Source organism: Faecalibacterium sp. HTF-F (assembly GCF_023347535.1).
In the GTDB taxonomy this organism is placed as follows: domain Bacteria; phylum Bacillota; class Clostridia; order Oscillospirales; family Ruminococcaceae; genus Faecalibacterium; species Faecalibacterium wellingii.
This window is the reverse complement of the sequence record NZ_CP094473.1, coordinates 1,801,759-1,827,723: the sequence shown is the minus strand read 5'-3', so window position 1 is coordinate 1,827,723 and position 25,965 is coordinate 1,801,759. Positions and strand designations below refer to the sequence as shown.

24 protein-coding genes and 1 tRNA gene are annotated in these 25,965 nt (G+C 57.6%); 15 read left to right on the top strand and 10 right to left on the bottom strand.

Features of this window, described 5'->3' with window-relative positions:
- Positions 1–67: 67 nt before the first annotated feature.
- The 6 genes from dxr to MTP37_RS08715 form a co-directional block, all read right to left on the bottom strand.
- A complete protein-coding gene (gene dxr / locus MTP37_RS08740; protein ID WP_249236929.1) occupies positions 68–1,219 on the bottom strand; it encodes a 1-deoxy-D-xylulose-5-phosphate reductoisomerase in 1,152 nt (383 codons plus the stop codon).
- Positions 1,220–1,234: 15 nt separating this feature from the next.
- Positions 1,235–2,095, bottom strand: coding sequence for a phosphatidate cytidylyltransferase (locus MTP37_RS08735; RefSeq protein ID WP_249236927.1), 861 nt, complete (start codon positions 2,093–2,095; stop codon positions 1,235–1,237).
- 112 nt (positions 2,096–2,207) lie between these two features.
- On the bottom strand, positions 2,208–2,921 hold the full coding sequence (gene uppS / locus MTP37_RS08730; RefSeq protein ID WP_249236926.1) for a polyprenyl diphosphate synthase: 714 nt from the start codon (positions 2,919–2,921) through the stop codon (positions 2,208–2,210).
- 111 nt (positions 2,922–3,032) lie between these two features.
- Positions 3,033–3,587, bottom strand: a complete 555-nt coding sequence (frr, locus tag MTP37_RS08725; RefSeq protein WP_249236924.1) for a ribosome recycling factor — start codon at positions 3,585–3,587, stop codon at positions 3,033–3,035.
- 80 nt (positions 3,588–3,667) lie between these two features.
- A complete protein-coding gene (gene pyrH / locus MTP37_RS08720) occupies positions 3,668–4,378 on the bottom strand; it encodes a UMP kinase (protein ID WP_249236923.1) in 711 nt (236 codons plus the stop codon).
- A gap of 120 nt (positions 4,379–4,498) precedes the next feature.
- Positions 4,499–5,194 (bottom strand): DNA alkylation repair protein, encoded by a 696-nt coding sequence (locus MTP37_RS08715; RefSeq protein WP_249236922.1) that lies wholly within the window; start codon positions 5,192–5,194, stop codon positions 4,499–4,501.
- Positions 5,195–5,339: 145 nt separating this feature from the next.
- Between MTP37_RS08715 and MTP37_RS08710 the strand changes: the two genes are divergently transcribed.
- Positions 5,340–5,414, top strand: a tRNA-Gly gene (locus tag MTP37_RS08710).
- A 212-nt stretch (positions 5,415–5,626) separates the two neighbouring features.
- On the opposite strand, the gene MTP37_RS08705 is transcribed toward MTP37_RS08710, so the two are convergent.
- Complete coding sequence (locus MTP37_RS08705; RefSeq protein WP_249236921.1) at positions 5,627–7,321, bottom strand: DAK2 domain-containing protein; 1,695 nt, start codon at positions 7,319–7,321, stop codon at positions 5,627–5,629.
- 72 nt (positions 7,322–7,393) lie between these two features.
- A complete protein-coding gene (locus MTP37_RS08700; protein WP_249236920.1) occupies positions 7,394–7,744 on the bottom strand; it encodes an Asp23/Gls24 family envelope stress response protein in 351 nt (116 codons plus the stop codon).
- A gap of 439 nt (positions 7,745–8,183) precedes the next feature.
- On the opposite strand from MTP37_RS08700, the gene MTP37_RS08695 reads away from it, so the two are divergent.
- Positions 8,184–8,633, top strand: coding sequence for a CBS domain-containing protein (locus MTP37_RS08695; protein ID WP_249236919.1), 450 nt, complete (start codon positions 8,184–8,186; stop codon positions 8,631–8,633).
- A gap of 704 nt (positions 8,634–9,337) precedes the next feature.
- Positions 9,338–11,116 (top strand): Na/Pi cotransporter family protein, encoded by a 1,779-nt coding sequence (locus tag MTP37_RS08690; RefSeq protein ID WP_249236918.1) that lies wholly within the window; start codon positions 9,338–9,340, stop codon positions 11,114–11,116.
- A gap of 70 nt (positions 11,117–11,186) precedes the next feature.
- Here the strand turns inward: MTP37_RS08690 and MTP37_RS08685 are convergent, their stop codons facing one another.
- Both MTP37_RS08685 and MTP37_RS08680 read right to left on the bottom strand, forming a co-directional pair.
- Positions 11,187–11,357 carry a hypothetical protein gene (locus tag MTP37_RS08685; protein ID WP_249236916.1) on the bottom strand — a complete coding sequence of 57 codons (171 nt, stop codon included), beginning with the start codon at positions 11,355–11,357 and terminating at the stop codon, positions 11,187–11,189.
- Between the two features lie 132 nt (positions 11,358–11,489).
- Positions 11,490–11,864, bottom strand: a complete 375-nt coding sequence (locus tag MTP37_RS08680; RefSeq protein WP_249236914.1) for a hypothetical protein — start codon at positions 11,862–11,864, stop codon at positions 11,490–11,492.
- A gap of 268 nt (positions 11,865–12,132) precedes the next feature.
- On the opposite strand from MTP37_RS08680, the gene MTP37_RS08675 reads away from it, so the two are divergent.
- From MTP37_RS08675 to obgE, 12 genes are all read left to right on the top strand, one after another.
- The gene (locus MTP37_RS08675; protein WP_249236913.1) at positions 12,133–14,670 is read left to right on the top strand and encodes a transglycosylase domain-containing protein; all 2,538 of its coding nucleotides are present in this window, start codon (positions 12,133–12,135) and stop codon (positions 14,668–14,670) included.
- 187 nt (positions 14,671–14,857) lie between these two features.
- Entirely contained in the window at positions 14,858–15,298 is a 441-nt protein-coding gene (locus MTP37_RS08670) for an ACT domain-containing protein (RefSeq protein ID WP_005945891.1), read from the top strand.
- A gap of 47 nt (positions 15,299–15,345) precedes the next feature.
- Positions 15,346–16,581 carry a homoserine dehydrogenase gene (locus MTP37_RS08665; RefSeq protein ID WP_249236912.1) on the top strand — a complete coding sequence of 412 codons (1,236 nt, stop codon included), beginning with the start codon at positions 15,346–15,348 and terminating at the stop codon, positions 16,579–16,581.
- A 26-nt stretch (positions 16,582–16,607) separates the two neighbouring features.
- Complete coding sequence (gene thrB / locus MTP37_RS08660) at positions 16,608–17,513, top strand: homoserine kinase (protein WP_249236910.1); 906 nt, start codon at positions 16,608–16,610, stop codon at positions 17,511–17,513.
- A gap of 92 nt (positions 17,514–17,605) precedes the next feature.
- Positions 17,606–18,805, top strand: coding sequence for an aspartate kinase (locus MTP37_RS08655; RefSeq protein ID WP_249236909.1), 1,200 nt, complete (start codon positions 17,606–17,608; stop codon positions 18,803–18,805).
- A 341-nt stretch (positions 18,806–19,146) separates the two neighbouring features.
- Positions 19,147–19,959: a M15 family metallopeptidase gene (locus tag MTP37_RS08650; RefSeq protein ID WP_249236908.1), complete on the top strand. Its 813-nt coding sequence runs from the start codon at positions 19,147–19,149 to the stop codon at positions 19,957–19,959.
- A 39-nt stretch (positions 19,960–19,998) separates the two neighbouring features.
- On the top strand, positions 19,999–21,297 hold the full coding sequence (locus MTP37_RS08645; RefSeq protein ID WP_249236907.1) for a M16 family metallopeptidase: 1,299 nt from the start codon (positions 19,999–20,001) through the stop codon (positions 21,295–21,297).
- Complete coding sequence (gene yfmH, locus MTP37_RS08640; RefSeq protein WP_249236906.1) at positions 21,284–22,594, top strand: EF-P 5-aminopentanol modification-associated protein YfmH; 1,311 nt, start codon at positions 21,284–21,286, stop codon at positions 22,592–22,594. Before MTP37_RS08645 ends, yfmH begins: the two co-directional genes overlap by 14 nt.
- Complete coding sequence (gene lgt, locus MTP37_RS08635) at positions 22,591–23,631, top strand: prolipoprotein diacylglyceryl transferase (RefSeq protein WP_249236905.1); 1,041 nt, start codon at positions 22,591–22,593, stop codon at positions 23,629–23,631. Before yfmH ends, lgt begins: the two co-directional genes overlap by 4 nt.
- A gap of 148 nt (positions 23,632–23,779) precedes the next feature.
- A complete protein-coding gene (rplU, locus tag MTP37_RS08630) occupies positions 23,780–24,091 on the top strand; it encodes a 50S ribosomal protein L21 (protein WP_120120768.1) in 312 nt (103 codons plus the stop codon).
- Positions 24,092–24,105: 14 nt separating this feature from the next.
- Positions 24,106–24,357, top strand: coding sequence for a 50S ribosomal protein L27 (gene rpmA, locus MTP37_RS08625; protein ID WP_097800350.1), 252 nt, complete (start codon positions 24,106–24,108; stop codon positions 24,355–24,357).
- 148 nt (positions 24,358–24,505) lie between these two features.
- Positions 24,506–25,789 carry a GTPase ObgE gene (gene obgE, locus MTP37_RS08620; RefSeq protein WP_249236904.1) on the top strand — a complete coding sequence of 428 codons (1,284 nt, stop codon included), beginning with the start codon at positions 24,506–24,508 and terminating at the stop codon, positions 25,787–25,789.
- The last annotated feature ends 176 nt before the right edge of the window (positions 25,790–25,965 follow it).

Genomic DNA, 25,965 nt, shown 5'->3' with positions numbered 1-25,965 from the left:
GGCCTGATGCTTTTTGAAAGCTCTCCCTTTGGGAGAGCTGCCGAACGCAGTGAGGCTGAGAGGGTTTTTATAAGTGCGCTCTTACAAATTCCCGTGCCATGCGGTCACACTCGTACACATCGCTAAGGGTATAGTCCCCGCCAAAGCTGTCGCTGTCCACGACTGCCTCCACCAGACGGCCAATGTCGAGGAAACCGATCTTGTCCTCAAGGAAGAGCCTGACGGCTTCCTCGTTGGCACCGTTGGCGGCGCAGGGACCCAGGCCGCCCTTCCGGATGGCCTTTTTGCAGGCGGCAAGACACCGGAAGGTCTCGTCGTCCGCCACATCAAAGGTGAGCACCTTCAGCGCGGCAAAGTCCAGCTCCGGCACGACGCCCGGCACCCGCTTGGGATAGGTGAGTGCGTACTGGATGGGAATGCGCATGTCCGGCACGCCAAGCTGTGCGATCACTGAGTTGTCGCTGAACTGCACCGCCGAGTGGACGATGCTCTGGCGCTGGACAACGATCTGGATCTTCTCCGGCGGCAGGCCGAACAGCCACACGGCCTCGATCAGCTCCAGACCCTTGTTCATCAGGGTGGCAGAGTCAATGGTGATCTTTGCCCCCATGTTCCAGTTGGGGTGCTTGAGGGCGTCAGCTTTGGTCTTGCCGCGCAGCTCCTCGGTCTTCATCCCGAAGAAGGGACCGCCGGAAGCCGTGAGCAGGATTTTGGTCAGGCTGGGGGCGCTCTCCTTATCCTGCAGGCACTGGAAAATGGCAGAGTGCTCACTGTCCACCGGCAGCAGCTTTACACCATGCTTTGCCACAGCCTGTGTGACCAGATGACCGCCGGTGACAAGGCTCTCCTTGTTGGCAAGCGCCAGATCATGGCCGCTTTCGATGGCGCACAGGCTGGCACCCAGACCTGCAATGCCCACCACGCTGTTCAGCACCACATCGGTGCCGTCCAGTGCGGCCAGCTGCTTGAGCCCCTCCGGCCCTACCAGCAGCCGGGGCGCATCTGCACGACCGGAAAGCTCCGCATCCAGCCTGCGGGCTGCATCCGGATCGGTCATGCAGACATAACGCGGATGAAACTCCTCGATCTGCTGCAGAATTTCATCTACATGGCTGTGGGCGGAAAGGCCGAACACCTCGTACCCCTGAGCCCGGATCACATCCAGACTCTGGGTGCCGATAGAGCCGGTAGAGCCCAGCAGCGTGATTCTTTTCGACATCACACATTCCCTCCCTTAATAATAGAACACCGCCGTAATGACCATGGTCACAAAGGGCGCAATGAACATCACACTGTCAAAACGATCCAGAATGCCGCCGTGGCCCGGGAAGATGGTGCCGTAATCCTTGATACCGCACTGGCGCTTGACCACACTGGCAAACAGGTCGCCATAAATGCCCAGCACCGCGGCCACGCAGCCCAGCAGCGCAATGATCACATACATGGAAACGCCAATGTTGGAGCGGGTGAAGGCTTCCATCCGGTTTGCTGCCACCGAGTACACCAGCGTGATGATCACACCGAACACCATGGTGCCCAGAACGCCGCCAATGGCACCTTCCACGGTCTTTTTGGGGCTGACCACCGGGCAGAGCTTGTGCTTGCCAAAGGCACGGCCTGCAAAGTAGGCACAGGTATCGCCGCCCCAGGCAAAGCAGAGAATGAGCAGGATAAAGAACACCGCATCGTAGCCGTACTGCTCCACCGGCAGCAGCTCCTTGAGCCGGATAAAGGAATAGAAGCAGAAGATCACGATGCCGGAGAACATCAGCAGGCCGCTGGCCTTCTGATAGCTGATGGTGCCGTTGCGCACCACCAGATAGATGGCGTAAAATGTGACCAGCAGAAAGGACATCGGCATCACCAGCCGCCGCATGACCTGATAGTTGCTCGTCATGACCAGCAGTGTATACGGCACCAGAACCGCATACATCAGCCAGTCCTTCTTTTCAAAGCCGAGGGCACTGTAGATCTCGTGGATGGCGATCAGCGTAATGGCCGCGATGACCAGATTAAAGATCAGGGTGTTGAAGGTGAACATCACGCCGATCAGTACGATGATGCCCACGATCGCAGTAATAACACGTGTTTTCATAGATTGGATCTCCTTTTCACCGGTCGGGTGCCGCGCCCCTCTGGATTAAGTTTGGCTCCGGCAAAGCCGCCGGGCCGTCCGGTCCCTGCACCGCGTGCAGGAGGTCTTGGGTTTACAGTCCGCCAAACCGGCGGGAACGATGGTTGAATTCCTCAATGGCGGCGTCCAGATCGCTGCGGGTGAAATCTGGCCACAGAACGTCCATTTCCACCAGTTCAGAATAGGCTGCCTGCCACAGCATAAAATTGGAAAGCCGCTTCTCTCCGCTGGGGCGCAGGATGAAATCCGGGTCCTTCTGGCCTTCGGTATACATCGCGTCGCTGAGCATCTGCTCGGTGATCTCTTCCGGACGGATCTCACCGGCCGCTGCCTTTGCAGCCAGACGCTGCGCGGCGCGCACGATCTCCGGGCGGCCGCCGTAGTTGATGGCGATGTTCAGAGTCATGCCGGTCTTGACCGAGGAATCCGCTTCCAGCTGATCCATCAGCGCCTGCAGCTTCGGGTCCAGTACGGTGCGATCACCCATGAATTTGATGCGGATGTTGCGGTTCTTATAGTCAAAGCCTTTCAGCAGATATTCGCCGAACAGCCGCATAATGGCGTTGACTTCTTCCAGCGGGCGCTTCCAGTTCTCGGTGGAAAACGCATAGAAGTACACCGACGAAACGCCCAGTTCGTCACAGTAGTCGGCAATATCGCTGAAGACCTCTGCGCCTTTTTTGTGGCCCGCAGTACGGGGCAGACCCCGGTTTTTTGCCCAGCGGCCATTGCCATCCATAATGATGCCGATGGAAAGCCCCTCGGCAAACTCTTTCGGATGCTCCATTCCTTCCTCCCGGCGGTCAGACCGCCTCCAACAAAAGTGCCGCGCACCACAGAAGCATAACTCCTCACCAGCGCACGGCACCTTGCGTTCTTTTTGACTTTATGCAGCCGATCAGACGGACATGATCTCCTTCTGCTTCTCTTCCACTGCAGCATCAATGTTCTTGATATACTTGTCGGTCAGCTTCTGGACATCCTCTTCCATGGTCTTCTGGCTGTCCTCGGTCAGCTCGCCGGCCTTCTTCATTGCCTTGGCCTTGTCCATTGCCTCGCGGCGGATGTTGCGCACGGCGACCTTTGCATCCTCACCCAGCTTGGAGACCTCCTTGGCCAGCTGCTTGCGGCGCTCCTCGGTGGGAGCGGGGAAGTTCAGCCGGATGGTGGAGCCGTCATCGATGGGGGTGATGCCCACATCGCTTGCCATGATGGCCTTGCTGATGGGGCGCAGCAGGGTGCGATCCCAGGGAGTGATGGTCAGGGTGCGCGCCTCGGCAACAGCCACAGATGCCACCTGCTGGATGGGCGTGGGGGCACCGTAGTAGTCCACGCTGACCTTATCCAGCACAGCGGGGTTTGCGCGGCCTGCGCGCACAGCGGCCAGCTCGCGGCTGAGATGCTCGACCGAGCTCTTCATCTTTTCTTCGTAAACCTTGGTGTTGCTGCTCATTGTGGTAGTCTCCTGTTCCTTTTTATCTCAGGGCGGTGCGCAGAGCACTGCCCCTATAATGTATGTCTGCTGCGGGCTTCTCAGCCCTCGTAAACCAGCGTGCCCACATTCTCGCCCTGCACGGCACGGGCAATGTTGTCCGGGTCGGCCAGATCAAACACGAGGATGGGCAGCTTATTGTCGCGGCACAGGGTCGCTGCAGTGCCGTCCATGACAGCCAGCTGATCCTCCAGCACCTTGGTAAAGGTAAGGGTATCGTACTTCTTTGCATCCGGGTACTTGTGGGGGTCCTTATCGTAGACGCCATCCACCATGGTAGCCTTGAACATTACATCCGCGCTCACTTCTACAGCGCGCAGAGCGGTAGCCGTGTCGGTAGAGAAGAACGGGTTGCCGGTGCCGCCGCCGAACACAGCGATCTTGCCCTCGTCCATGGCGCGCAGGGCCTCCTTGCGCGTAAAGGGCTGTGCCACCTGCGGCATCGTGATGGAGGTGAACACCTCGGTGGGGACACCCAGCTGCTCCAGCTTGTCGGAGACAGCCAGTGCATTCATCACCGTTGCCAGCATGCCGATCTTATCGGCCAGAGTGCGCTCCATTTTGCCGCTGGAACGGCCGCGCCAGAAGTTGCCGCCGCCAACCACGATGCCGATCTGCACGCCCAGCTCGTGTGCTTTCTTCACACCGCCGCAGATCGCGTCCATGGTGGGTTCGTCAAAACCCATGCCCTTTTCGCCGCCCAGTGCTTCGCCGCTGATCTTCAGAAGGATACGCTGATATTTCAATGCCATAATTCAAACACCACCTGTTTATATTCCGTCGGGTCTATGCCCGGCATTGTTATTCAAGTATATTTTACAATAAAACCTGAATAAAGTAAACAGGAAATCTGCGCGGAAATCCGGAAGCTTTTATGAACGGCTGCGCAGACCGCGCAGCAACTGCTTCATTCCGGGCGGAATGCGGCGGCTTTCCACCGCTTTCTGGATGGCTTTGTTGTGGGTCCACAGATCCAGCCGCTTTTCTGTGAGCCACGGCAGCGCGGCATCCGGCTGCTTTGCCAGTGCCGTGGCAAAATACCATGCCCGCATCATATTGATATAGTATTCCGTGCTGCGCACATCGGCTACCCATTCCAGATATTCCGGCCGGAATGCATCATCCAGATAATAGCGCATCAGCATCTCCATGCCATAGCGCACGGTGTATGCCTCACCCGAATCCAGCCAGCGGCGAATGGGCACCAGCAGCTCCTTCTTGTGCTTTGCAAACGCTTTGGGACAGAAGCAGTCGCAGGTGGCCCAGTTGTTGATGTAGGGCAGGAACGCTTCCGTTTCAGCCAGCGCCCTGTCGTAGTCCCGGATGAGCTCGATCAGGAACGCGTGGAGGTTGTTCTCTTCGTAGTATCCATGCGGCAGGGCCTGTAAAAACACCTCTGCCTGCGCTGTGCCCGCGAGCTGTTTTGCCAGCCTGCGCAGAGCCGGAATGCGCACGCCGATCACCGTTTCCGGCGGCACGGTGGGCATCAACGCACTGTGAAAGGTGCGGTATGCTTCATCCTGCAAGGCAAACAGCTGCGCACGAATGATCTCTGCTTCCGGCTCCATCCTCTTTCCCTCCATTCTTTTCTATTGTAGCAGAGCCGTATGGAAAAGCAAGGCCGTTCCGGAATTCTTTTCCGGTGCTTTAAGGAACACACAAAAATTGGGCTGGACATTTGCGCCGGAACATGTTATAATATCGTTCGTAAATGCGGGCATCGTACATCGGCTAGTATATCAGCCTTCCAAGCTGAGGAGGTGGGTTCGATTCCCATTGCCCGCTCCATGCAGAAGAGACGCTGGTTCGTTCAGAACCAGCGTCTCTTCTTTATACTCTGGCCTCACTTCGGATTTTGAAAGTCAAAAAGCCCTTGCGAAATCCAAAAAGAAAAGAGCCGGGCGGCTGCCTTCCAGCAGCTTCCCGGCTCGATTTTTTCTCGATCCCAGATATGGCAAAAGGGGAAAGCTCCGCTTTTGCGATGAAAATAGAAGGAGTTTTTACTCCACGCTGATCATATAATAGTAAACGGGCTGGCCGCCGCGGATGTGGCTGACCTCCACGTGATTGGGGCACTTTGCCTTTACGATCTCGGTGACCTTCTCGGCATCCTCATCGCTGACGTCGCAGCCGGAGATGATGGTGACAAAGCTGGAATCCTTCTTGCACATGCTGCGTGCCAGACGATAGGTGGCCTTGGTGATGTCGTTGGAGGTGGAGACAATCTTGCCGTTCTCCAGTGCCATGATCTCGCCCTTCCGGATGCGCTTGCCGTCGTACTCACTGTCGCGGGCTGCATAGGTGATCAGGCCTGTGGACACCTTATCGGCAGCAGCCATCATGTTGATGGTGTTGGTCTCGGCGTTCACAGAGGGATCAAAGTTCAGCATGGCGGTAATGCCCATGGGCACGGTGCGGGTGGGCAGAACGACCACCTGACGGTCAGCCAGCTTCTGGGCCTGCTCCGCAGCCATAATGATGTTCTTGTTGTTGGGCAGCACGAACACGGTCTTGGCGGGCACACTCTGGATGGCTGCAAGGATGTCCTCGGTGGCGGGGTTCATGGTCTGACCGCCGGAAACGACCGCGTCCGCAGACAGGTCGGTGAACACAGCCTTCAGGCCCTCACCGGCAGCAACAGCCACAAAGCCGTAGTCACGGCTAGGATCTACAGCAGCATAAATGAACTCGCTGGACTGGGAAGGAGCCTTCTCGGCAGAAGCCTGCTTTTCCAGGCTCTTGCCCTGCTTCTGGCGGGCCAGGAACTGCTCGTGCATGTTCTCGATCTTAAAGTTGGTCAGGTAGCCATACTTGATGGCCTCGCTCAGGATCTTGCCGGGGTCGGCAGTGTGAACGTGCAGATTGATGACGTCATCATCCTCAATGCACACCACGCTGTCGCCGTTGGATTCTGCAAAGGCACGCATCTTTGCGGCGCTTGCGCCCTCATACTTGTTGATGAGGAACTGGGTGCAGTAGCCGTTCTTGATGTCTTCCACCTTCATCAGGTCGTCGGTGAACACGCCCTTGCCGGCGTTCTCGGTGGACAGCTTTGCCTTATTGGGGGCAGCTTCGCCGCCAGCCACGATGCCTTCACCGTGGAACACCTTGCCCATGCCCTCGAAGATGACCATGATGCCCTGACCGCCGGCATCCACAACGCCGGCCTTTTTCAGCACGGGCAGCAGGTTGGGGGTGTTCTCCAGAGCCTTCTGGCCGGCGGCCATCACCACATCCCACAGGGCCGGCACATCCTCAGCGCCGCAGGCAGCGGCTTCCTCGGAGGCAACGCGGGCCACGGTGAGGATGGTGCCCTCGGTGGGCTTCATGACGGCCTTGTAGGCACCCTCAACGCCCTTCTTCAGAGCCTCGACGATGTCGGCGGCGGTAGCTTCCTTCTTGCCTTCCAGAGCCTTGGAGAAACCGCGGAACAGCAGGCTGGTGATAACGCCGGAGTTGCCGCGTGCGCCGCGCAGCATGGCAGAAGCAGCGGTCTTGGAGGCCTCGCCTACAGTGCAGCTGTCGTCCAGAGCCTCCAGCTCGCGCACGGAAGCACCCACGGTCATGCCCATGTTGGTGCCGGTATCGCCATCGGGAACAGGGAAAACATTCAGCTCGTCCACGCGGGAACGCTGATTGTTGATGTTGTTGGCGCCAGAGATAATGGCGTCACGCAAAACCTTACCAGAAATCATTCTTTTTTACTCCTTGTACTTGCCGGAAAAGCCCGGCGCTTTCAGACACACCCTGGGATGGTCGGACAAAAATCAGGCGATCACATCGTCTACGGAGACCACAACGCGTGCCACCTTCAGGCCGGTAGAATGCTCCACCTCGTCCTTGACGCGGTGGGAGATGCTGCGGGCGGCTGTGGAGATATTCAGGCCGTAGCTCACGGCAATGTGCAGTTCGATCACCAGACGGCCATCCTCCTGCGTGACACGGACACCCTTTTCCGGGTAATCGGAACCGTGCACCATGCTCTTGACGGCATCGGTCATATCACGGGGTGCCATTGCGGCAACGCCGTAACACTGTTTGGCTGCTTCACCTACCAGAGTAGCAAAGTACCCGGACGTAAAGCTGACATCCCCCAGAGGGAAACGGGAAGTGATCATAGTCGCTCTGCTCCTTTATGTTCGTTTTCGTAAAACACATTCAAGGTCTGGGGTACAGCAGGCATCTGCACATGCTGCACCGAGAAACACCCACCTTATTATACAACTTCCGGGGACGGTTGTACAGTTCTAATTGCTGGGATATCCACTTTTTGCACAGTTTTTTGCGGCTTTTGCAGAGTTCGGGCTGTTTCGCAGGAGGCCGATGCTAAGATGCTGAACGTGAGCCGCTTTTTTATCAAATACGAAAGTATGACGAAAGAAAGCAAACAATCTGTTAAAAAATTATAAAAGATGGCAGGGGATGCTTTATCTGACTATGAAAAAGTGCTAAAATAGAATCAAGGATAGGGACTGCGGCGCAGGGTTCCCGCTTGTGCGGATGGACTGCGTTATTTTTTGCGCACGGCGCATGGATCAATGTTTAGGAGCTGTTGTCATGAATATTCTGTTCTTCCTTTCCCCCAAGCAGGATCTGATGTACGTTTACGACGATTTCACCCTTCGACAGACACTGGAAAAGTGGGAGAATAACCGCTACGCCTCCATTCCGGTGCTCAACCGTCAGGGCAAATATGTGGGCACTCTGACCGAGGGCGATATCCTCTGGGGCCTGAAAAAATACCACGGGCTGGATCTGGAAGCGGCTGAGGATGTGCCCATTTCCGCTTTTCCCCACAAACGGGACTACAAGGCCGTCACCGTGACCACCAGCATGGATCAGCTGATCGAAGCAGCCATGAACCAGAACTTTGTTCCGGTGGTGGATGACCGGGGCATCTTCATCGGCATCGTGCGGCGGCAGGCCATCATCCGGTACTGCTACGACAAGACTCGCGCCGAGCAGCACGAGGAAAAACACATTCTGGAATATGCGGCAGTCCATTGAGGAAAGGAAAGCTGCATCACGCCATATTATAATATGTAGGAGACCGCCCTGTTCGGCTGAAGGAACAGGGCGGTCTTTGTTCTGAAAAAGGATTTGAAAATCCGGTTTATGGGACCTGAACTGTGCGATAATACAGCCATGGAACCAAAAAGGTTCCAAAAATCTGCAAAAAACGGATATGGGAGGGAACCCCTATGAAGGATTTTGAAATGCGTTATGTAGGAAGCCATGTGGAAGTATACAGCGGCAGCGGAGCGTTCCTGTTCTCGGCAGATACCGTGCGGGAGGCCATGGAGGAACTGGCAGAGTAAGAGGCTGCGTTCCCTCATGATACGGAAAAACGCCTTGCCGGGCCGGAAAACTCGGGCCATTCGGCATGCTCATCCTGCAAAAAACAACTTCTGTGTATGGAACGACTACAGTCGTTTACGGCTTTAATGTAAAATCAATGTAAAATAATTGAAAAAAGAAAGAGCGAAACTATTAAGAGACGGAAAAATGTGTAGAAAAAGTGATTTTCTTGTAAAATAAACCTTGTTGTGACGGGATAAAAAATGATATAATAAATTCAAGCGCGGTCATTGTGCACCGTTCTGCGCAGCAGAGCGGCAGACCGCGGCATCTGCCGGATAAAGTAGGTCCGGTGTGCGGGCAGGGCAGATGGACAAGGATCAAAAGGAAGATCATTTTTTAGGAGTATCGTTATGGATATCACACACATTACCTCTCTGTTGGGTGGAATTGCGCTGTTTCTGTACGGCATGTCCATTATGGGCGCTGGTCTGGAAAAGCTGGCTGGCGGCAAAATGCAGGGCGTGCTGCAAAAACTGACCTCCTCTACGCTCAAAGCAGTTATTTTCGGCACCCTGATCACGGGTGTCATTCAGTCCTCGGCCGGCACGGTCGTGATCTGTGTCGGTCTGGTCAACTCCGGCATCATGACCCTTACGCAGTCCGTAGGCGTCATCATGGGTGCAAACATTGGTACGACTGTTACCGGTCAGCTGATCCGCATGGCGGACATCTCCGGCGACAGCCTCTGGCTGACCCTGATCCAGCCCAAGACCTTTGCACCGGTGGTGGCGTTTATTGGCTGCATTTTTTATGTGTTCCTGCGCAGCGCCAAAAAGAAGAACATCGGCCAGATCATGCTGGGCTTTGGCATCCTGTTTACCGGCATGAGCCTGATGGACACCGGTGTGGCTCCCCTGCGTGAGAGTGCCGTGTTCCAGAACCTGTTCGTTACCATGACGAATCCCATTCTGGGCATTCTGGTGGGCGTAGTAGTCACGGTGGTCATCCAGTCCTCCTCTGCATCGGTGGGTATCCTGCAGGCGTTGTCCAGCACCGGCCTTGTTACCTTCAGCTCGGCCATCCCCATCATTCTGGGTGCCCACATCGGCACCGCGTTTACGCCGCTGCTGACCATCGGCGGCTCTTCCAAGGACGGTAAGCGCGCTGCACTGATCCACCTGTACTTCAACATCATCGGCAGCGTGATCCTGCTGGCCTTGGTGTATGCGGTGCAGTTCACCGTTGGCATCCCCATGTGGAACGACGTGATGAACAAGAGCACCATCGCAAACATCCACACCCTTTCCAGCGTGTGCGCCATGCTGCTGTTCCTGCCCTGCAGCGGTGTGCTGTCCAAGCTGGCCATGCTCACTGTGCCGGACAGTGCCGAGGAAGCACAGGAGCTGAGCATGCCGGTGCTGGACGAGCGCCTGTTCAAGAGCCCTGCGGTTGCCCTACAGCAGGCCAAGAGCGCTGTGGTCAAGATGTCCCGCCGTGCTGCCCGCAATGTGAATCTGGCCGCACCGCTGCTGCTGAAAATGGACGAGGATACGGTCAGCGCCATCCGTGTGCGTGAGAACCTGATCGACCGGATGGAGGTGGCGATCTCCAACTACCTGATCAAAATGACCGATCAGGAGCTGGGCGACGACGAGAGCCACACCGTGACGGAGCTGCTGAACTTTGTTACTGAGTTCGAGCGCATTGGTGACTATGCAGTGAACATCATGGAAAAGGCAGAGGAGCTGGAAGAGAAGGAAGCTTCGTTCAGTGAGAGTGCCACCAAGGAGCTGCTGCTGCTGGAAAATGCACTGGAACGCATCCTGACCCTGACCAACGATGCCTTTGACAACAACGATATGCGCATGGCGGCTCAGGTGGAACCGCTGGAAGAGGTGATCGATGTGATGGCAGAGCGCCTGCGCGACCAGCACATCCTGCGCCTGAAGGACGGCGTGTGCTCCATTGACACCGGCGTTGTGTTCCTGGATGTGCTGAACAATGCAGAGCGCATCTCGGATCACTGCTCGAATATTGCCGCGCGTCTTATTGGCATGGATGCCAGTGAGGACTACGACTCCCATACCCTCAAGAGCATCATGCACCACAATCCCACCAAGGATTACATGCTGGAATACGAGGAGTGCCGCAAGACCTACCTTGTTCCGCTGGAAGAAATGGAAGCCTGAACCTGAATGAGAAAAGGACCTCCGGAGAAGCATCCGGAGGTCCTTTTTGCATCACAGTGAAATGGAGTGCTCAGGCACTTTTGGGCAGAGACACAATGACCCAGCGGTGCGGCCCATGGAAGCCGTCCACCTTGGCAGCTTTGCTGCAGGTACCGGGGCTGGGCGGGCCGAGGTGGACGCCGCGGTCCAGCTGCTTGCCGCAAAGACGGCACTGGTAATGGAGGGTGATCTGTTCTGACATAAGGACGCACTTCCTTTTATAACTGCTGAAACGGGTTAAAAAACTTTACCTTACATCCCTATTATATGTTTTTTACACCGGAATGTCAACAAAAACGATTACAAAATTGGAATAAAAATAGGCAAATTGCACTTACTCTCCCAAGTCTTCCAGCAGCAGGTCCAATTCCCGTTCGCTGTACACCGTCACGCCGCGCTTGATGCGCAGAGCATCGTTCTCCGGCAGGAGATTCGTGTAGATGCCGGTGATGGTAATGAGCACTTCCGGCTGACCGTTGGTGCCGCAGCGGTACACGGCCACCCGTCCGCCTTTGTCGCACAGACGGTAGCTCTGCGCGGCAAGTTCCGGCAGCGCCTGCGCGGCAAGGTCTGCTGCGGAGGAGGGCGGGGCTTCGCTGCCGGGATCGGGCACCGGCAGGCGCAGCTTTGGCAGGGCCATCCAGAACAGGCTGAACACAATGGTAAATACGCACAGCCCATAAAACAGGCAGACACACAATTTGCGCATGGGGTAACACGCTCCCTTCTGGCACAAGTATGCCCAAAAACAGGGGAGAACAGTCAATTTTCACACGAGAATGCTGTACTTTGCATGGCAGGATGTGCTATACTACAATCGATTAGACCTGTTATGGCCGAAGATTGGTTCTTGCCCGCATTCTGTGTGCGTGCTATAATATGGTATTGTGTGCAGCTGTGTGCGCATGGATGGAAGATACCAGCGCACGGCGCTGAAATGCAGCCTGAAATGTTAGGAGGCGATTCCTATTTCCAATATGAAGAAGATCAACCGCTCCGACAACGGACGCCCTGCTGCGCCCAAAGGCCGGAGGGTGAATACGAGCAACAGCCGCCGGGAACCTCAGCATGCCCCCCGGTCCGGACGGGAACCGGAGGAGCTGCAGGAATCCCGTGAAAAGAAAAAGCATCCGCTCCTGCGGTTCATTGGCCGGACCATTGCCACCCTGCTCTGTCTGGGCGTGATGGCAGGCAGCCTGCTGGCTGTGGGTGCCGTCTATTACGTGGTGCAGGCTACGGCCAATGACGGCGATTTGCTGGATCTGGATAACATTGAACTGAGCCAGTCTAGCGTGGTGATGGCCACCGACCCGGACACTGGTGCACAGGTGGAGTACGCGACCCTGCGCTCCTCCAACAGCCACCGCGTGTGGGCAGATCTGGAACAGATTCCTGCCAACCTGCAGTATGCGTTCATCTGCACGGAGGATAAGGATTTCTACAACGAGCCCGGCGTCAACTTCAAGCGCACCATTGGCGCAATGATCAATGAGTATCTGCTGCCCATCTACAGCTCCAAGCAGGGTGCGTCCACGCTGGAACAGCAGCTCATCAAAAACCTGACGGATGACAACAGCGCCAGCGGCATCGAGGGCGCACTGCGCAAGCTGCGTGAGATCTATCGTGCCCTTTGCCTGAGTCGAAGCTATTCCAAGGAGACCATTCTGGAAGCGTACCTGAACACCATCAGCTTTACCGGTACCATTCAGGGCGTGCAGACTGCGGCCAACGAGTACTTTAATAAAGATGTCAGCCAGCTGACCCTGTGGGAATGCGCATCCATTGCGTCCATTACCAAGAACCCTACCAACTACAACCCCTATACGAATCCCGAAAACCTCATCAACCGCCGCAACTTCCTCATGTACAACATGTGGCAGCAGGGCGTGATTAGTGAGGAAGAGTACCGCAATGCAGCTGCCCAGCCGCTGGTACTGGCTGAGGAAGAGGACAGCAAGAAGAACTCTTCTGTTACCTCGTATTTTACCGATGCACTGTTCACGGAGCTGGTGCAGGATATCATGGCCAAGGAGAACATCTCCGAATCCGAAGCCCAGAAGCTGCTGTACACCGGCGGCTTTACCGTGGAGGCTACGGTGAACACCAAGGTGCAGTCTGCCATGGAGAACCTGATGCTGAATGCCAACGACGCATATTTCCCGGCGGGCTGGCATGAGGAAGAGGTGACCTCCATTTCCGATGACGACGTTCAGGTGATGAACGACGACGGTACCCCCAAGACCCGTACTGGCGATGACGGCACGGTCTACTATTATCGCAACGTCCGCACACAGGCGGCGATGGTCACGCTGGACTATGACGGCAATGTGATCGCCATTGTGGGTGGTCTGGGCGAAAAGACCAGAAGCCTCTCGCTGAACCGCGCTTACAGCGTCACCCGCCAGACGGGTTCTACCATCAAACCCATTGGCGCGTATGCACTGGGCATTGAATATGGTCTGGTGAACTGGTCTACCATGCTCAACAACTCGCCTCTGTACCAGAAGCAGGACATGGTGATCCGTGATGAGGACTACTGCCGTAAGAACGGCCTGATGGGCCTGTCGGACAAGCAGCTGCGTGCTTACCCCAACGCATGGCGCAGCTGGCCCCGGAACTACGGCGGCAATTATGGCGACCACAGCGATATCCCGCTGTGGAACGGCCTTGCCCGCTCGCTGAACACCATCGCGATCCGCGTGGGCGATCTGGTGGGCGCAAGCAATATCTTCAACTTTGTTTACAACACCCTGCAACTGAACACGCTGGACCCGGTGAACGATGTGGGTCTTGCCCAGATGGTCATGGGCAGCCAGACCCATGGTGTTACGCCCACGGCTCTGGCGGCTGCATTCCAGATCTTCTACGATGGCCAGTACACCACCCCGCACCTGTACACCCGGGTGCTGGATCGTGACGGCAACATTTATCTGGAAAACAATGCTACCAGCTATCAGGCACTGACGCCGGACACCGCTTACGTGATGAACCGCCTGCTGAAGAATGTGCTGTACTCCAGCGTGGGTACCGCAGGCGGACGCTACCCCAACTCCAACGGTATGGAGTCCTTTGGTAAGACCGGTACGGCCAGCGACGAAAAGGATCTGTGGTTCGTGGGCGGCACGCCGTATTATGTCACCGCTGTGTGGTGGGGCTACGACGCACCCTACGATATGACCAAGACCCTTGGCAAGCAGCAGGCAAAGACCCGTACCTGTGTTATGGCGTGGAAGGCACTGATGGAACAGGTGCAGGCAGACCTGCCTTATAAGGCATTCCCCAGTTCCGCTGGCGTTGTGGAGCGCCGCTACTGCACCCAGAGCGGTCTGCTGGCCGGCGGTTCCTGCCCCAGCACGGCCGTGGGCTACTACCGTGCAGATGATCTGCCCGCCGCCTGCAACTATTCCCATGCGGCAGCACCCGCTGCGCCTGCAGCAGATGCAGCAGATGCAGCAGATGCAGCACCGGAGCAGACTGTCATCCCAGCAGATACAAGTAATCTGGATACCGAGTAATCTGTATTCGGCGGGGAAACAAAACGCAAAAGGCGTACTTTCAACACGGCCCCGGGGTGAATCCGGCAAGGAAACACCGCACGTCACACAACAAAACTGGGTAATCTGACAAAAACGCATCCGACCCCTTGCATTGCAGGGGGCCGGATGTTATTATATTCACTGCAAGAACACTTGTGTTTGTGAGGTGAACAAGTTGGAACGCCGCTTTTATCTGGTGGACGCGCAGGTGCTGCCTGAGGTTTTTCTCAAGGTGGTACGCGCTAAAGAGCTTCTGGCCAGCGGGGAGGCACGCAGCATTTCCGCTGCTACCCGTGCAGTTGATCTTTCGCGCAGCGCTTTTTATAAGTATAAGGACTGCATCTTTGATTCCGAGAATGGCCGCGAAGTGATCACCGTCATGGCCACTCTGCGGGATGAGACCGGTGCGCTGCAGAGCCTGCTGGCAGGCATCAGCGCTGCAGGTGCCAGCATTGTGACCATCAACCAGTCCACGCCGGAAAACGGTGCAGCACTGGTGGCAGTCACCATCCGCACCGACACCATGCAGATGACTCCGGAAGAGCTGACCGAAAAGCTTTCGCGTCAGCGCATGGTGGTGGGTGTGCACTGCGGATACAATCTGTAAAGTAGATATCAAATCAGGAAAACTCAGGAAAACGAGGGAGAGCAACAATGGCTAAAATTGCAATTCTGGGCTTTGGCACGGTGGGCAGCGGCGTGTACGAGGTTTTGTGCCGCAACGCTGCAAGTGTCTCCCGCCGTGCAGGTGAGCCGGTAGAGGTCAAGTATATTCTGGACCCGAAGGATTTTTCCGGTCATCCGGCCGCAAACCTGTTTGTCAAGAACTTTGATGTCATTCTGGAGGACCCGGAGATCAGGGTAGTGGTGGAGACCATCGGCGGCACCCGCTTTGCCTACCCGTATGTAAAGGCCTGTCTTGAGAGCGGCCGCAGCGTGTGCACCTCCAACAAGGAAATGGTGGCCACCTACGGCGCTGAGCTGCTGGGCCTTGCCAAAGAGCACGGCTGTGCCTTCCTGTTCGAGGCTTCTGTGGGCGGCGGCACCCCCATCATTACGCCGATGCACCAGTGTCTGGCCGCGAACGTCATCACCGAGGTGGAGGGCATCGTGAACGGTACCACCAACTTCATGCTCACCAAGATGGTGCGTGAGGGTCTGGGCTTTGACGATGCACTGAAAATTGCGCAGGAGCTGGGCTATGCGGAGACCAAGGACCCCAGCGACGATGTGGATGGCCGCGATGCCTGCCGCAAGATCGCCATTCTGTCCTCGCTGGTCTGCGGCCACCAGATCTACCCCCAGAACATTCCCACCCGCGGCATCCGCGATATCACCGCCGCGGATGTGGCAGCAGCTGAAAAGCTCGGCTGTGTCATCAAGCTGATCGCATGGATGAAGCGCGGCAAGGACGGCAGCGTGGCGGCGGGCGTGGAGCCCTGTCTGGTGCCCAAGGCAAACCAGCTGGCCAGCGTGGACGATGTGTTCAACGCCGTGCTGGTCAAGGGCGATATGCTGGGCGATGTGGTGTTCTACGGCAAGGGCGCCGGCAAGCTGCCCACCGCCAGCGCCGTTGTGGCCGATGTGGTGGATGCCCTGAAGCATGGTGCCAAGGTGCACGACAGCCTGTTCTGGCAGCCCGCTGAGCCGGTGGACGGCATGCTCACCGATCCTGCTCCTGCTGCATATTATGTGCGTGTGGCAGGCATTGCTCCCGCAGTGGTGGAAGCCATCTACGGCTACGGCAAGGTGGTGGATGAGCGCTACGAGGGCTGCGCCTACTTTGTGGAGCGTGCCGATGACAAAGCTCTGTCCGAAGCGGCCCGCAAGGTGGAAGCCGTGGGCGGCAGCGTGAAGCTGGTGCTCAAGCGTCTGCCGGAAGAAAACTGATAACGGAAAAGAAAGGTGCAGCGGCTATGAAGATCAAGGTTTCTGTCCCGGCCACCAGCGCGAACATCGGCTCCGGCTTTGATGCGCTGGGTCTGGCGGTGACGCTGTATAATACGGTCACCTTTGAAGACAGTGAGGTGCTGGATATCTCGTCTGCGGACGGTACCCGCATCCCGCGCGGTGAATCCAATCTGGTGTACCGCTCGGCAAAGGGCCTGTTTGAAAAAGTTGGCAAGCAGATCCCGCCCCTCAAGATCACCCAGACCAACCCCATTCCCATGGCCCGGGGTCTGGGCTCTTCTTCGGCCTGCATCATCGCGGGCCTGCTGGGTGCCAACCGGATGCTGGGCGATGTGCTCAACACCCAGGAGCTGCTCACGCTGGCTACCTCCATCGAGGGCCACCCCGATAACGTGGCCCCGGCCCTGCTGGGCGGTCTGACCAGCAGCGTGTTTGAGGAGGGCAAGGTGTACTCGGTCAAGCGCAATGTGGACGAAACACTGTGCTTTGCCGCCATCGTGCCGGACTACAAGCTGCTGACGGAAGCCGCCCGTGCGGCACTGCCCAAAGAGGTCTCCCACAAGGATGCGGTATATAACCTTTCGCGTGCAGCGCTGGTGCCTGCCGCCTTCTGTGAGGGCAGACATGACCTGCTGGCCATTGCCACGGAGGATAAGCTGCACCAGCCCTACCGCATGCCGCTGATGCCGGGCTCCAAGGAAGTGTTCGACATGGCGCGCCTGTGCGGTGCAAAGGCGGTCTATGTTTCCGGTGCGGGCAGCACCGTGATGGCGGTGGCCGAAAAGGCTGAGGCCGAAAAGTTCTATTCCAAGCTGGAAAAGGGTCTGGAGCTTCTGGAAGGTCTGGACGGATGTGAAGCATTTACATTGCTGCGTTTGGATGCCGATAACACCGGCGCAACGGTGGAATGATAAATGGGATAGGGAAGTGCAAGGTTCTGCCTGCTGCTTCCACCCGGTGTACCCCTTTTGATCAAGGGACAAAAAGAGGAGAGTGACAAGATATGGCGTTGATCGTACAGAAGTTCGGCGGTTCTTCGGTGAAGGACCGTGACCGTATCTTCAACGTGGCACGCATTGTGGCAAACACCCACAACGCGGGCAATGACGTAGTTGTGGTGGTGTCCGCTCAGGGCGATACCACCGATGACCTGATCGCCAAGGCTGGGGAGATCACCCACAACCCTTCGGCTCGTGAAATGGATATGCTGCTGGCTACCGGCGAGCAGATCAGCATTTCGCTGCTGGCCATGGCGCTGAATGAGCTGGGCTGCCATGCCATCAGCCTGACCGGCTGGCAGGCAGGCTTCCGCACCGACCGCGCCTACACCAAGGCACGCATCAGCCGTCTGGAGACCGAGCGTATCTCCTCGGAGCTGGAGCGCAACCGTGTTGTTGTTGTGGCTGGCTTCCAGGGGCTGAACAAGCTGGACGACATCACCACTCTGGGCCGCGGCGGTTCCGACACCAGTGCAGTTGCCATTGCAGCAGCCCTGCACGCAGACCGCTGCCAGATCTATACCGATGTGGAAGGCGTTTACACGGCCGACCCGCGCAAGGTGCGCAACACCCGCAAGCTGGAGGAGATCACCTTTGACGAGATGCTGGAGCTGGCATCTCTGGGCGCACAGGTGCTGAACAACCGCAGCGTGGAACTGGCGAAGAAGTATAATGTGGAGCTGGAGGTGCTCTCCAGCCTGAATCCCGTGCCCGGTACGGTGGTCAAGGAGGTTACGAAAGACATGGAAGGTATGCTGATCAAGGGCGTCGCAAAGGACGCTGATGTTGCTGTTATCACGATTCTGAACGTTCCCGACGAGCCGGGCATGAGCTTCAAGATCTTCGGTCTGCTGGCCCAGAAGAACATCAACGTGGACATCATCCTGCAGTCCACCGGCCGTGACGGCAAGAAGGATATCAGCTTTACCTGTTCTGAGGGCGAAGCCGATCTGGCCATGCGCGTGCTGAAGGAGAGCGCACACTTCAACGATGTGAGCGTGGACACCACCTGCGCAAAGGTCTCCATCGTGGGTGCCGGTATGCAGAGCCACAGCGGCGTTGCTTCCAAGATGTTTGAGGCACTGTCCAACAACAACATCAATATCAAGATGATCTCCACCAGTGAGATCAAGATCTCCTGCATCATCGACCGCGGGGATGCCGACAAGGCCGTTTCTGCGATCCACGATATGCTGTTTGACTGATTTGTAAAAAATGAATTTTGTGCGCTGTACAGTTTCTTTGAAAGCTGTACAGCGCTCTTTTTGTTAACGGCCTCGCCCTCTCAGTCGCTTACGCGACAGCTCTCCCAAAGGGCGAGCCTCTGGCGAAGAGAAAAACTTTCTGGTTCTGCCAAGGCCTCTCACTTTGGGAGAGGTGGACGCGAACAGCGTGAGCGGACGGAGAAGGCAAGGCCGCTGACGAGGACGGTCATACTTATTTTACACTTCCGGCGTTTACACAAAATGCAAAGGGGTGTATAATATACACTGTATCTGTGCGGCGCAGCGCGCTGCAAATTCTGCCAAAGGAGCTGCAACGCACCATGGAACCAACCAGCAAAAAAACTGTAAAGCCCCGTATGACCCGTGAGCAATACATGCGCCGCAAGCGCCTGCGTCTGGCCCGCAACTGGGCGCTCCTGATCCTGATCTGTGCTGCCATCGTGGCCCTGATGACCCGGGGCATCCTCTGGCTGCTGCCCAAAGCAAACGCTCTGCTTGCCGGGCCCCGGAGCTTTGAAGCTGCCAGCTACAGCGGCACCGGCTACACCTTTGATGCCGACGATGCGCGGCTTATACTGGTAAACGCCAATCTGCCCTTTGCCGGGGAACCGTCGCCGACCCTTGCCCCGGCCAATGAGGATGGCACCATCCAGCTGGAAGCGGAGGCTGCCGATGCCTACCGGCAGATGTCTGCCGCAGCGGCAGAGGATGGCGTTGCGCTGGTGCTGTCCGCAGGCTATCAGGACGCAGATGCCCGGACCGCAGCCTATGAGGCACAGAAGCAGCAGTATCTGGAAAAGGGCAAGACCGAGGAGGAAGCCGCCAGCCTGTCCGCAGACATCCAGCTGCCTGCAGAATGCAATGAGCATGGCACCGGTTATGCGGCGGATATCCTCAGCAGCGACTACCCGGACCGTGACACCGGCTTTGATACGACCCGCGCCTACGAGTGGCTGACCGCTTATGCCGCGGAATACGGCTTCATCCTGCGCTACCCGGAAGACCGGCAGGCCGCGACCGGCGTGGTGTTCGAGCCGTGGCACTGGCGGTATGTGGGTACAGAAAATGCCCTTGCCATCCGGGCCAGCGGCTTGAGTCTGGAAGAATTTCTTGCCTTGCAGAAGGCATCATAAAATAAAAAGCTCCCTGTAAAAGCAGGGTGGAGGAACAAATTGAAACGTACTCTCATTGCGCCGGGCGTGCACCTTTCCTGCGACCCGGCGGAAAAATTCAACCGCTGCCGCATCAGCATCCATTTTGCCTTTCCGGCAAAGCGGGAGACCGCCACGGCACATGCACTTTTGCCCCTTGTGATGGAGCGCGGCTATGCCGACTGCCCGGACATGACCCGACTGACCAAAAGGCTGGCCAAGCTCTACGGTGCAGATCTCACGGTGGATGCCCGGCCCATGGGCTGCAGCCACAATCTGTGCGTCAGCGTCACCGGCATCAAGGATAAATTTGCGCTGGAAGGCGAAGAACTGACGCGGGAATATGCATCCATTGCACTGGGCGCGGCCTTCCACCCCTATTTTGTGGGCGGAACCTTTGACCCGGAGGCCGTGGGCATTGAAAAGCAGATGCTGAAAAAGGCGCTGGAAGATGAGATTAACGATAAGCGCCTGTACTGCCTGCATCAGGCCAACCGGGAATTCTTTGGCGACAGCCCGGCAAGCGTGCGGCAGGAGGGCTATCTGGAAGAGGTGGACGACCTGACGCCGGAACAGCTTACCGCGGCTTATTACGAGATGCTGCGGACCGCGAACATTGAGCTGCTTGTGCTGGGCTGCGACGCCGCGCAGACGGCAGCCGTGCGGGATGCCCTGCTGGCCGAACTTGCCGCCATCGACCGGGCTCCACTGCCGCTGGCCGAGAACATTGCCATGCCGCGCCGCGAGCCTGTGCACAGGGTAGAAACCTACGATATGGTGCAGGCAAAGCTGTGTATGCTGTTCACACTGGGCGAGCCCATGCGCACCGAACAGCTGGCAGCAGTCCGCCTTGCCATGGCGCTGTATGGCGGCAGCGTGACCAGCCGCCTGTTCCTGAATGTGCGCGAGCGTGACCATTTGTGTTACTACTGCTCGTCCTCGTTCCAGAGCTTTACCGGCAGCATGGCTGTGAACAGCGGCGTGGAGCACGCCGACGCTGCCCGCGCCGAGCAGGCTATCCTGAAGGAGCTGGCCGACCTGTGCAGCGGGCCCATCACCGATGAGGAGCTGGAGGACTGCCGCCTGGGACTGCTGAGCGGGATGCAGGGCGTGGAGGATACGCTGGGCGGCATTGAGACATGGTACTATATCGAGGTGCTGCGCAGCGGCGGCGACCCTGCCAAAGTCCAAACGCCTGCCGAGGCCCGCGCCGCTTTGCAGGCTGTGACCCGGGATGATGTGCGCGCGATCCTGCGCAAGCTGACCCTCTCGGTCAGCTATCTGCTCACAAAGGAGGTGGACGCCCATGCCGCAGAATGATCAGACCCTGCTGGAAAAGACCGTGGCCGATCAGTGGAAGATCCTGCCCTCCGGCCTGACCGTCATCGTGCGGCCTATGCCGGGCTATTCCAGCACCCATGTCATTTTTGCCACCCGCTTTGGCTCCATCGACCGGGATTTCCGACTGGACGGAAAAGAAGTGCACCTGCCCGCAGGCGTGGCACACTTCCTCGAGCACAAGATGTTCGAGGATCAGGACGGGGATGCCTTTGCAAAGTACGCAAAGACTGGTGCGAACGCCAATGCCTTCACCAGCTTTGACCGCACCTGCTATCTGTTCACCGCGACCCAGCAGCTGGACGAGAGTCTGGATGTGCTGCTGGGCATGGTGACCCACCCCTATTTTACCGAGCAGACCATCGCCAAGGAGCAGGGCATCATCGGGCAGGAAATCAAAATGTACGACGACAGCCCGGACTGGCGGCTCATCACCGGCCTGTTCGAGTGCCTGTACCACAGCCACCCCATCCGCAGTGATATCGCGGGCACGGTGGAGAGCATTGCGGAAATTACGCCCGAAATGCTCTACGACAGCTGCAAAGCGTTCTATGCACCGGGCAACATGGTTCTGGCAGCGGCTGGCAATACCACCATGGAGCAAATTTTAGCCGCCTGCGAGCGCCATGGTCTGACGGAGCCCCGCACGGCAGAGGGTGTGCGGCGCCTTTGGACGCCGGAGCCCATGACGCTGGCCACAGCGGAAAAAACGCTGAAGATGCCGGTGTCCAAGCCCTGCTTCGGCGTGGGCTTCAAGGAAGAGCCGCTGCCGTCCGGCGACCTGCGCACCGAAGCGCTGTATGATCTGATCCTGAGCTGCATCACCGGCGGCATGTCACCGCTGTACCGCCGCCTGTACGACGAAGGCCTTGTGAACCCGGGCTTTGGCGGGGAAGTGCTGCGGGTGGACGGCTGCTGCTGCATCCTGTTCACCGGCGAGAGCGACGCCCCCGATGCCGTGAAGCAGATGCTTCTGGACGAGATCGCCCGCATCCGCGCAGAAGGCGTGGACCGGGAGATCTTTACCCTGTGCAAGAACGAAAAATACGGCCAGCTGATCGAAAACCTCGAAAATGTGGAGGATTCGGCCAGTCAGATGGCAGATTTTGCCCTCTCCGGCCAGACGGTGGCCCAGCAGATCGCCATGCTGGCGGGCCTGACCGCAGAGGATGCGGATGCAGCACTGCAGCACATCCTCAGCACAGAGCGCATGGCGGTCATGTATATCCAGCCGGACGGCACTGCGCCGCTGGCAGAGGACGAGGAGGAAGCAGAATGACAAATCTGGTACAGTTCCCGGGCCTTGGCCTGAGCTTTGAGCTCAACCGTGTGGCCTTTTCCATCGGTGGATTCAGCATTTACTGGTATGGTGTGTGCATCGCGTTTGGCATCTGTCTGGCGCTGGTGTTCGCGTTCCGTCACAGCATCGAGTTCGGCGTGGACCCGGACAGCATGGTGGATGTGATCCTGATCGGCATCGTGCTGGGCATTGTCAGCGCCCGCGCCTACTATGTAGCCATGGCACCTTTTAAATATGAGAGCATCTGGGAGATGATCGCGGTCCGCGACGGTGGTCTGGCCATCTACGGCGGTATCATCGGCGGCTTTGTGTTCGGAGGCCTTGCCTGCAAATGGCGGGGCGTGCCGGTGCTGCCCATGTTCGACCTGACCGCCATGGGCTTTCTGCTGGGGCAGGGCTGCGGCCGCTGGGGCAACTTCTTTAATCAGGAGGCCTTTGGCTGCAACACCACCCTGCCGTGGGGCATGTACAGCGAGGCTACCAGAGCATACCTCATGGGCAGTACGGTCACAGCCCAGAGCGGCGTGACCATCGATCCGAACCTGCCGGTGCATCCCACCTTCCTGTATGAGAGCATCTGGTGCTTCGTGGGCTTCCTCCTGCTGTTCCGCTACATCAAAAAGCGCAGATTCAACGGCGACATCGCCCTGCGGTATATGATCTGGTACGGTGCAGGCCGCTTCTGGATCGAAGCACTGCGCACCGACAGTCTGATGCTGGTGCCTTCTATTGGCCTGCGGGCGTCCCAGCTGGTGGCAGGTATCGCCGTGGTGGCAGGCCTTGCGGCAGAGATCTACTTTACCCATAAGTTCAGGGACAAGCCCCTGATGGTGGAGCTGGCTTTGAACGCTGATAATAAAGCGGCCATGAAAAAGCTGGACGGGCCCATCGCCTTTGCAGGCAGCAAGACCCAGCTGCTGGCTTCCAGCCCGCGCAAGCTTTTCGTGGAGCGCACCGAAGCGTATAACGCCGAAGTAAAACGCACCATCGCGGAAAGCGGAAAGGCGGAAAAATAAAAAATCTTTCGGAAAGAGGAAAATTCCTCTTGCAATCCCGGCCTTTTTTTGCTATACTATTCTAGCCGCGTGGTGTGGGCGCCTGAAATGGCCCAGTGTAAGGGCCTGCCTTTACGACCAGCGAGTACAACGAAAAGGAATGAACAAAATGTACGCAATCATTGTTACCGGCGGTAAGCAGTACCGCGTGGAGCAGGGCGACATCGTCTACATCGAAAAGCTGGACGTTGAGGCCGACTCCGAAGTGAAGTTTGATCAGGTTCTCGCTATTGGCGAGGAGGGTTCTGTGAAGGTTGGCGCTCCTGTTGTTGAGGGTGCTACCGTTTCTGCTAAGGTCATCAAGAATGGCAAGGGCAAGAAGCTGAACATCATCACCTATCGCGCAAAGAAGCACAGTGCTCGCCGTATGGGCCATCGTCAGCCCTTCACCAAGGTTGAGATCACTGCGATCAACGGCTAAGGAGGTAAATTACAATGGCACATAAAAAGGGCGTAGGCAGCACCAAGAACGGCCGCGATTCCGCAGCACAGCGTCTGGGCACCAAGCGTGCAGACGGTCAGTTCGTTCTGGCCGGCAACATCCTGGTTCGTCAGCGTGGCACCCACATCATGCCGGGTGAGAACGTTGGCAAGGGCAGCGATGATACCCTGTTTGCTCTGGTGGACGGTACCGTCCGTTTTGAGCGCGTGGGCAAGAACGGCAAGAAGTGCAGCGTCAAGCAGTAACTTCTTTCGGATAACTGCAAAACGTAGAGAGCCGGACCCTCGTGGCCCGGCTCTTTTTGATGAAAAGAACCCTCTCAGGCCGCGCTCTGGCGCGTCCAGCTCTCCCGAGGGGCGAGCTGAATAGAGGTAAAAACTAAGGAGGGGCTGTATGGCAGCACAAACCAACTTTATCGACATCGCCACGATATGGCTCCACGCGGGCAAGGGCGGCGACGGTGCGGTGAGCTTTCACCGTGAAAAATTCGTGGCCGCTGGCGGCCCGGACGGCGGCGATGGCGGCCGCGGCGGCGACATTATTTTTGTGGTGGACGATCACCTGACCACCCTGATGGACTTCCGCTATAAGCGCAAGTATGTGGCCCCGGAGGGCGGCAAGGGCGGCGCCAGCCTGTGCCACGGCAAAAACGCGGAGAACCTTGTCATCAAGGTGCCGCTGGGCACCGTCATCAAGGACGCCGAGAGCGGCCTTGTCATTGCGGACCTGTCCGATCACATCCCTGTCACCATCGCAAAGGGCGGCCGCGGCGGTTACGGCAATGCGCATTTTGCCACGCCCACCCGCCAGATCCCCAAGTTTGCAAAGCCCGGTATGCCCGGCGAGGACATTCAGGTGACGCTGGAGCTGAAACTGATCGCCGATGTGGGCCTGATCGGCTTCCCCAATGTGGGCAAGTCCACCCTCATCTCCACCATCAGCGCAGCCAAGCCCAAGATCGCAAACTACCACTTCACCACGCTGGTGCCCACGCTGGGTGTCGTGTCCGTGGCAGAGGGCGCAAGCTTTGTCTGCGCCGATATCCCCGGCCTGATTGAGGGTGCCAGCGAGGGCATCGGTCTGGGCCACGACTTCCTGCGCCATGTGGAGCGCTGCCGCCTGCTGCTGCATGTGGTGGACGTCTCCGGCAGCGAGTGCCGTGAGCCCATCGAGGATTTTGAGAAGATCAACGAGGAACTGGCAAAGTTCAGCCCTGTGTTGGCTGAGCGTCCGCAGATCGTCATTGGCAACAAGTGCGATCTGGCCACCGAGGAGCAGATCGAGGATTTCCGCAAGTATGTGGAAGCCAAGGGCCTGACCTTTGTGCCCATCTCTGCAGCCACCATGCAGGGCGTGAAGGAACTGCCGGGCCTCGTGTATAACCGCCTGAAGGATATCCCGCCGGTGCCGGTGTTTGCTCCCGAGTACAAGAAGCCCGAACCCAAGGCCAACGACCGTGCGTTTGAGATCAAGCGCATGGAAGCCCATGTGTGGAGCGTGGAAGCCCCGTGGCTGGAATACATTCTGGCCGGCAGCAATGTGGACGACTACGAAAGCCTGCAGTTCTTCCAGCGTCAGCTGGGAGAGAGCGGCATTCTGGATGCTCTGGTGGAAAAGGGCGTGCAGGAGAACGATACCATCCTCATCGGCGATTACCAGTTCGATTATATCTTCTAAAATGGGAAACTGGCTCGCCCTCTCCGTCCGCTCGCTAAACTCGCGTCCACCTCTCCCAAAGGGAGAGGCCTTGGCAGTGCGGCAGACTTTCCGGTTTTGCCAAAGGCTCTCCCTTTGGGAGAGCTGCTGAGCGCAACGAAGCTGAGAGGGCGAGGACGCTTTCCAGAGGAAATTTT

Excerpts from the sequence above, each read along its gene's own strand:
- dxr (WP_249236929.1), bottom strand. The coding sequence starts at position 1,219 with ATGTCGAAAAGAATCACGCTGCTGGGCTCTACCGGCTCTATCGGCACC.
- MTP37_RS08735 (WP_249236927.1), bottom strand. The coding sequence starts at position 2,095 with ATGAAAACACGTGTTATTACTGCGATCGTGGGCATCATCGTACTGATC.
- uppS (WP_249236926.1), bottom strand. The coding sequence starts at position 2,921 with ATGGAGCATCCGAAAGAGTTTGCCGAGGGGCTTTCCATCGGCATCATT.
- frr (WP_249236924.1), bottom strand. The coding sequence starts at position 3,587 with ATGAGCAGCAACACCAAGGTTTACGAAGAAAAGATGAAGAGCTCGGTC.
- pyrH (WP_249236923.1), bottom strand. The coding sequence starts at position 4,378 with ATGGCATTGAAATATCAGCGTATCCTTCTGAAGATCAGCGGCGAAGCA.
- MTP37_RS08715 (WP_249236922.1), bottom strand. The coding sequence starts at position 5,194 with ATGGAGCCGGAAGCAGAGATCATTCGTGCGCAGCTGTTTGCCTTGCAG.
- MTP37_RS08705 (WP_249236921.1), bottom strand. The coding sequence starts at position 7,321 with ATGATTTCTGGTAAGGTTTTGCGTGACGCCATTATCTCTGGCGCCAAC.
- MTP37_RS08700 (WP_249236920.1), bottom strand. The coding sequence starts at position 7,744 with ATGATCACTTCCCGTTTCCCTCTGGGGGATGTCAGCTTTACGTCCGGG.
- MTP37_RS08695 (WP_249236919.1), top strand. The coding sequence starts at position 8,184 with ATGAATATTCTGTTCTTCCTTTCCCCCAAGCAGGATCTGATGTACGTT.
- MTP37_RS08690 (WP_249236918.1), top strand. The coding sequence starts at position 9,338 with ATGGATATCACACACATTACCTCTCTGTTGGGTGGAATTGCGCTGTTT.
- MTP37_RS08685 (WP_249236916.1), bottom strand. The coding sequence starts at position 11,357 with ATGTCAGAACAGATCACCCTCCATTACCAGTGCCGTCTTTGCGGCAAG.
- MTP37_RS08680 (WP_249236914.1), bottom strand. The coding sequence starts at position 11,864 with ATGCGCAAATTGTGTGTCTGCCTGTTTTATGGGCTGTGCGTATTTACC.
- MTP37_RS08675 (WP_249236913.1), top strand. The coding sequence starts at position 12,133 with ATGAAGAAGATCAACCGCTCCGACAACGGACGCCCTGCTGCGCCCAAA.
- MTP37_RS08665 (WP_249236912.1), top strand. The coding sequence starts at position 15,346 with ATGGCTAAAATTGCAATTCTGGGCTTTGGCACGGTGGGCAGCGGCGTG.
- thrB (WP_249236910.1), top strand. The coding sequence starts at position 16,608 with ATGAAGATCAAGGTTTCTGTCCCGGCCACCAGCGCGAACATCGGCTCC.
- MTP37_RS08655 (WP_249236909.1), top strand. The coding sequence starts at position 17,606 with ATGGCGTTGATCGTACAGAAGTTCGGCGGTTCTTCGGTGAAGGACCGT.
- MTP37_RS08650 (WP_249236908.1), top strand. The coding sequence starts at position 19,147 with ATGGAACCAACCAGCAAAAAAACTGTAAAGCCCCGTATGACCCGTGAG.
- yfmH (WP_249236906.1), top strand. The coding sequence starts at position 21,284 with ATGCCGCAGAATGATCAGACCCTGCTGGAAAAGACCGTGGCCGATCAG.
- lgt (WP_249236905.1), top strand. The coding sequence starts at position 22,591 with ATGACAAATCTGGTACAGTTCCCGGGCCTTGGCCTGAGCTTTGAGCTC.
- rplU (WP_120120768.1), top strand. The coding sequence starts at position 23,780 with ATGTACGCAATCATTGTTACCGGCGGTAAGCAGTACCGCGTGGAGCAG.
- rpmA (WP_097800350.1), top strand. The coding sequence starts at position 24,106 with ATGGCACATAAAAAGGGCGTAGGCAGCACCAAGAACGGCCGCGATTCC.
- obgE (WP_249236904.1), top strand. The coding sequence starts at position 24,506 with ATGGCAGCACAAACCAACTTTATCGACATCGCCACGATATGGCTCCAC.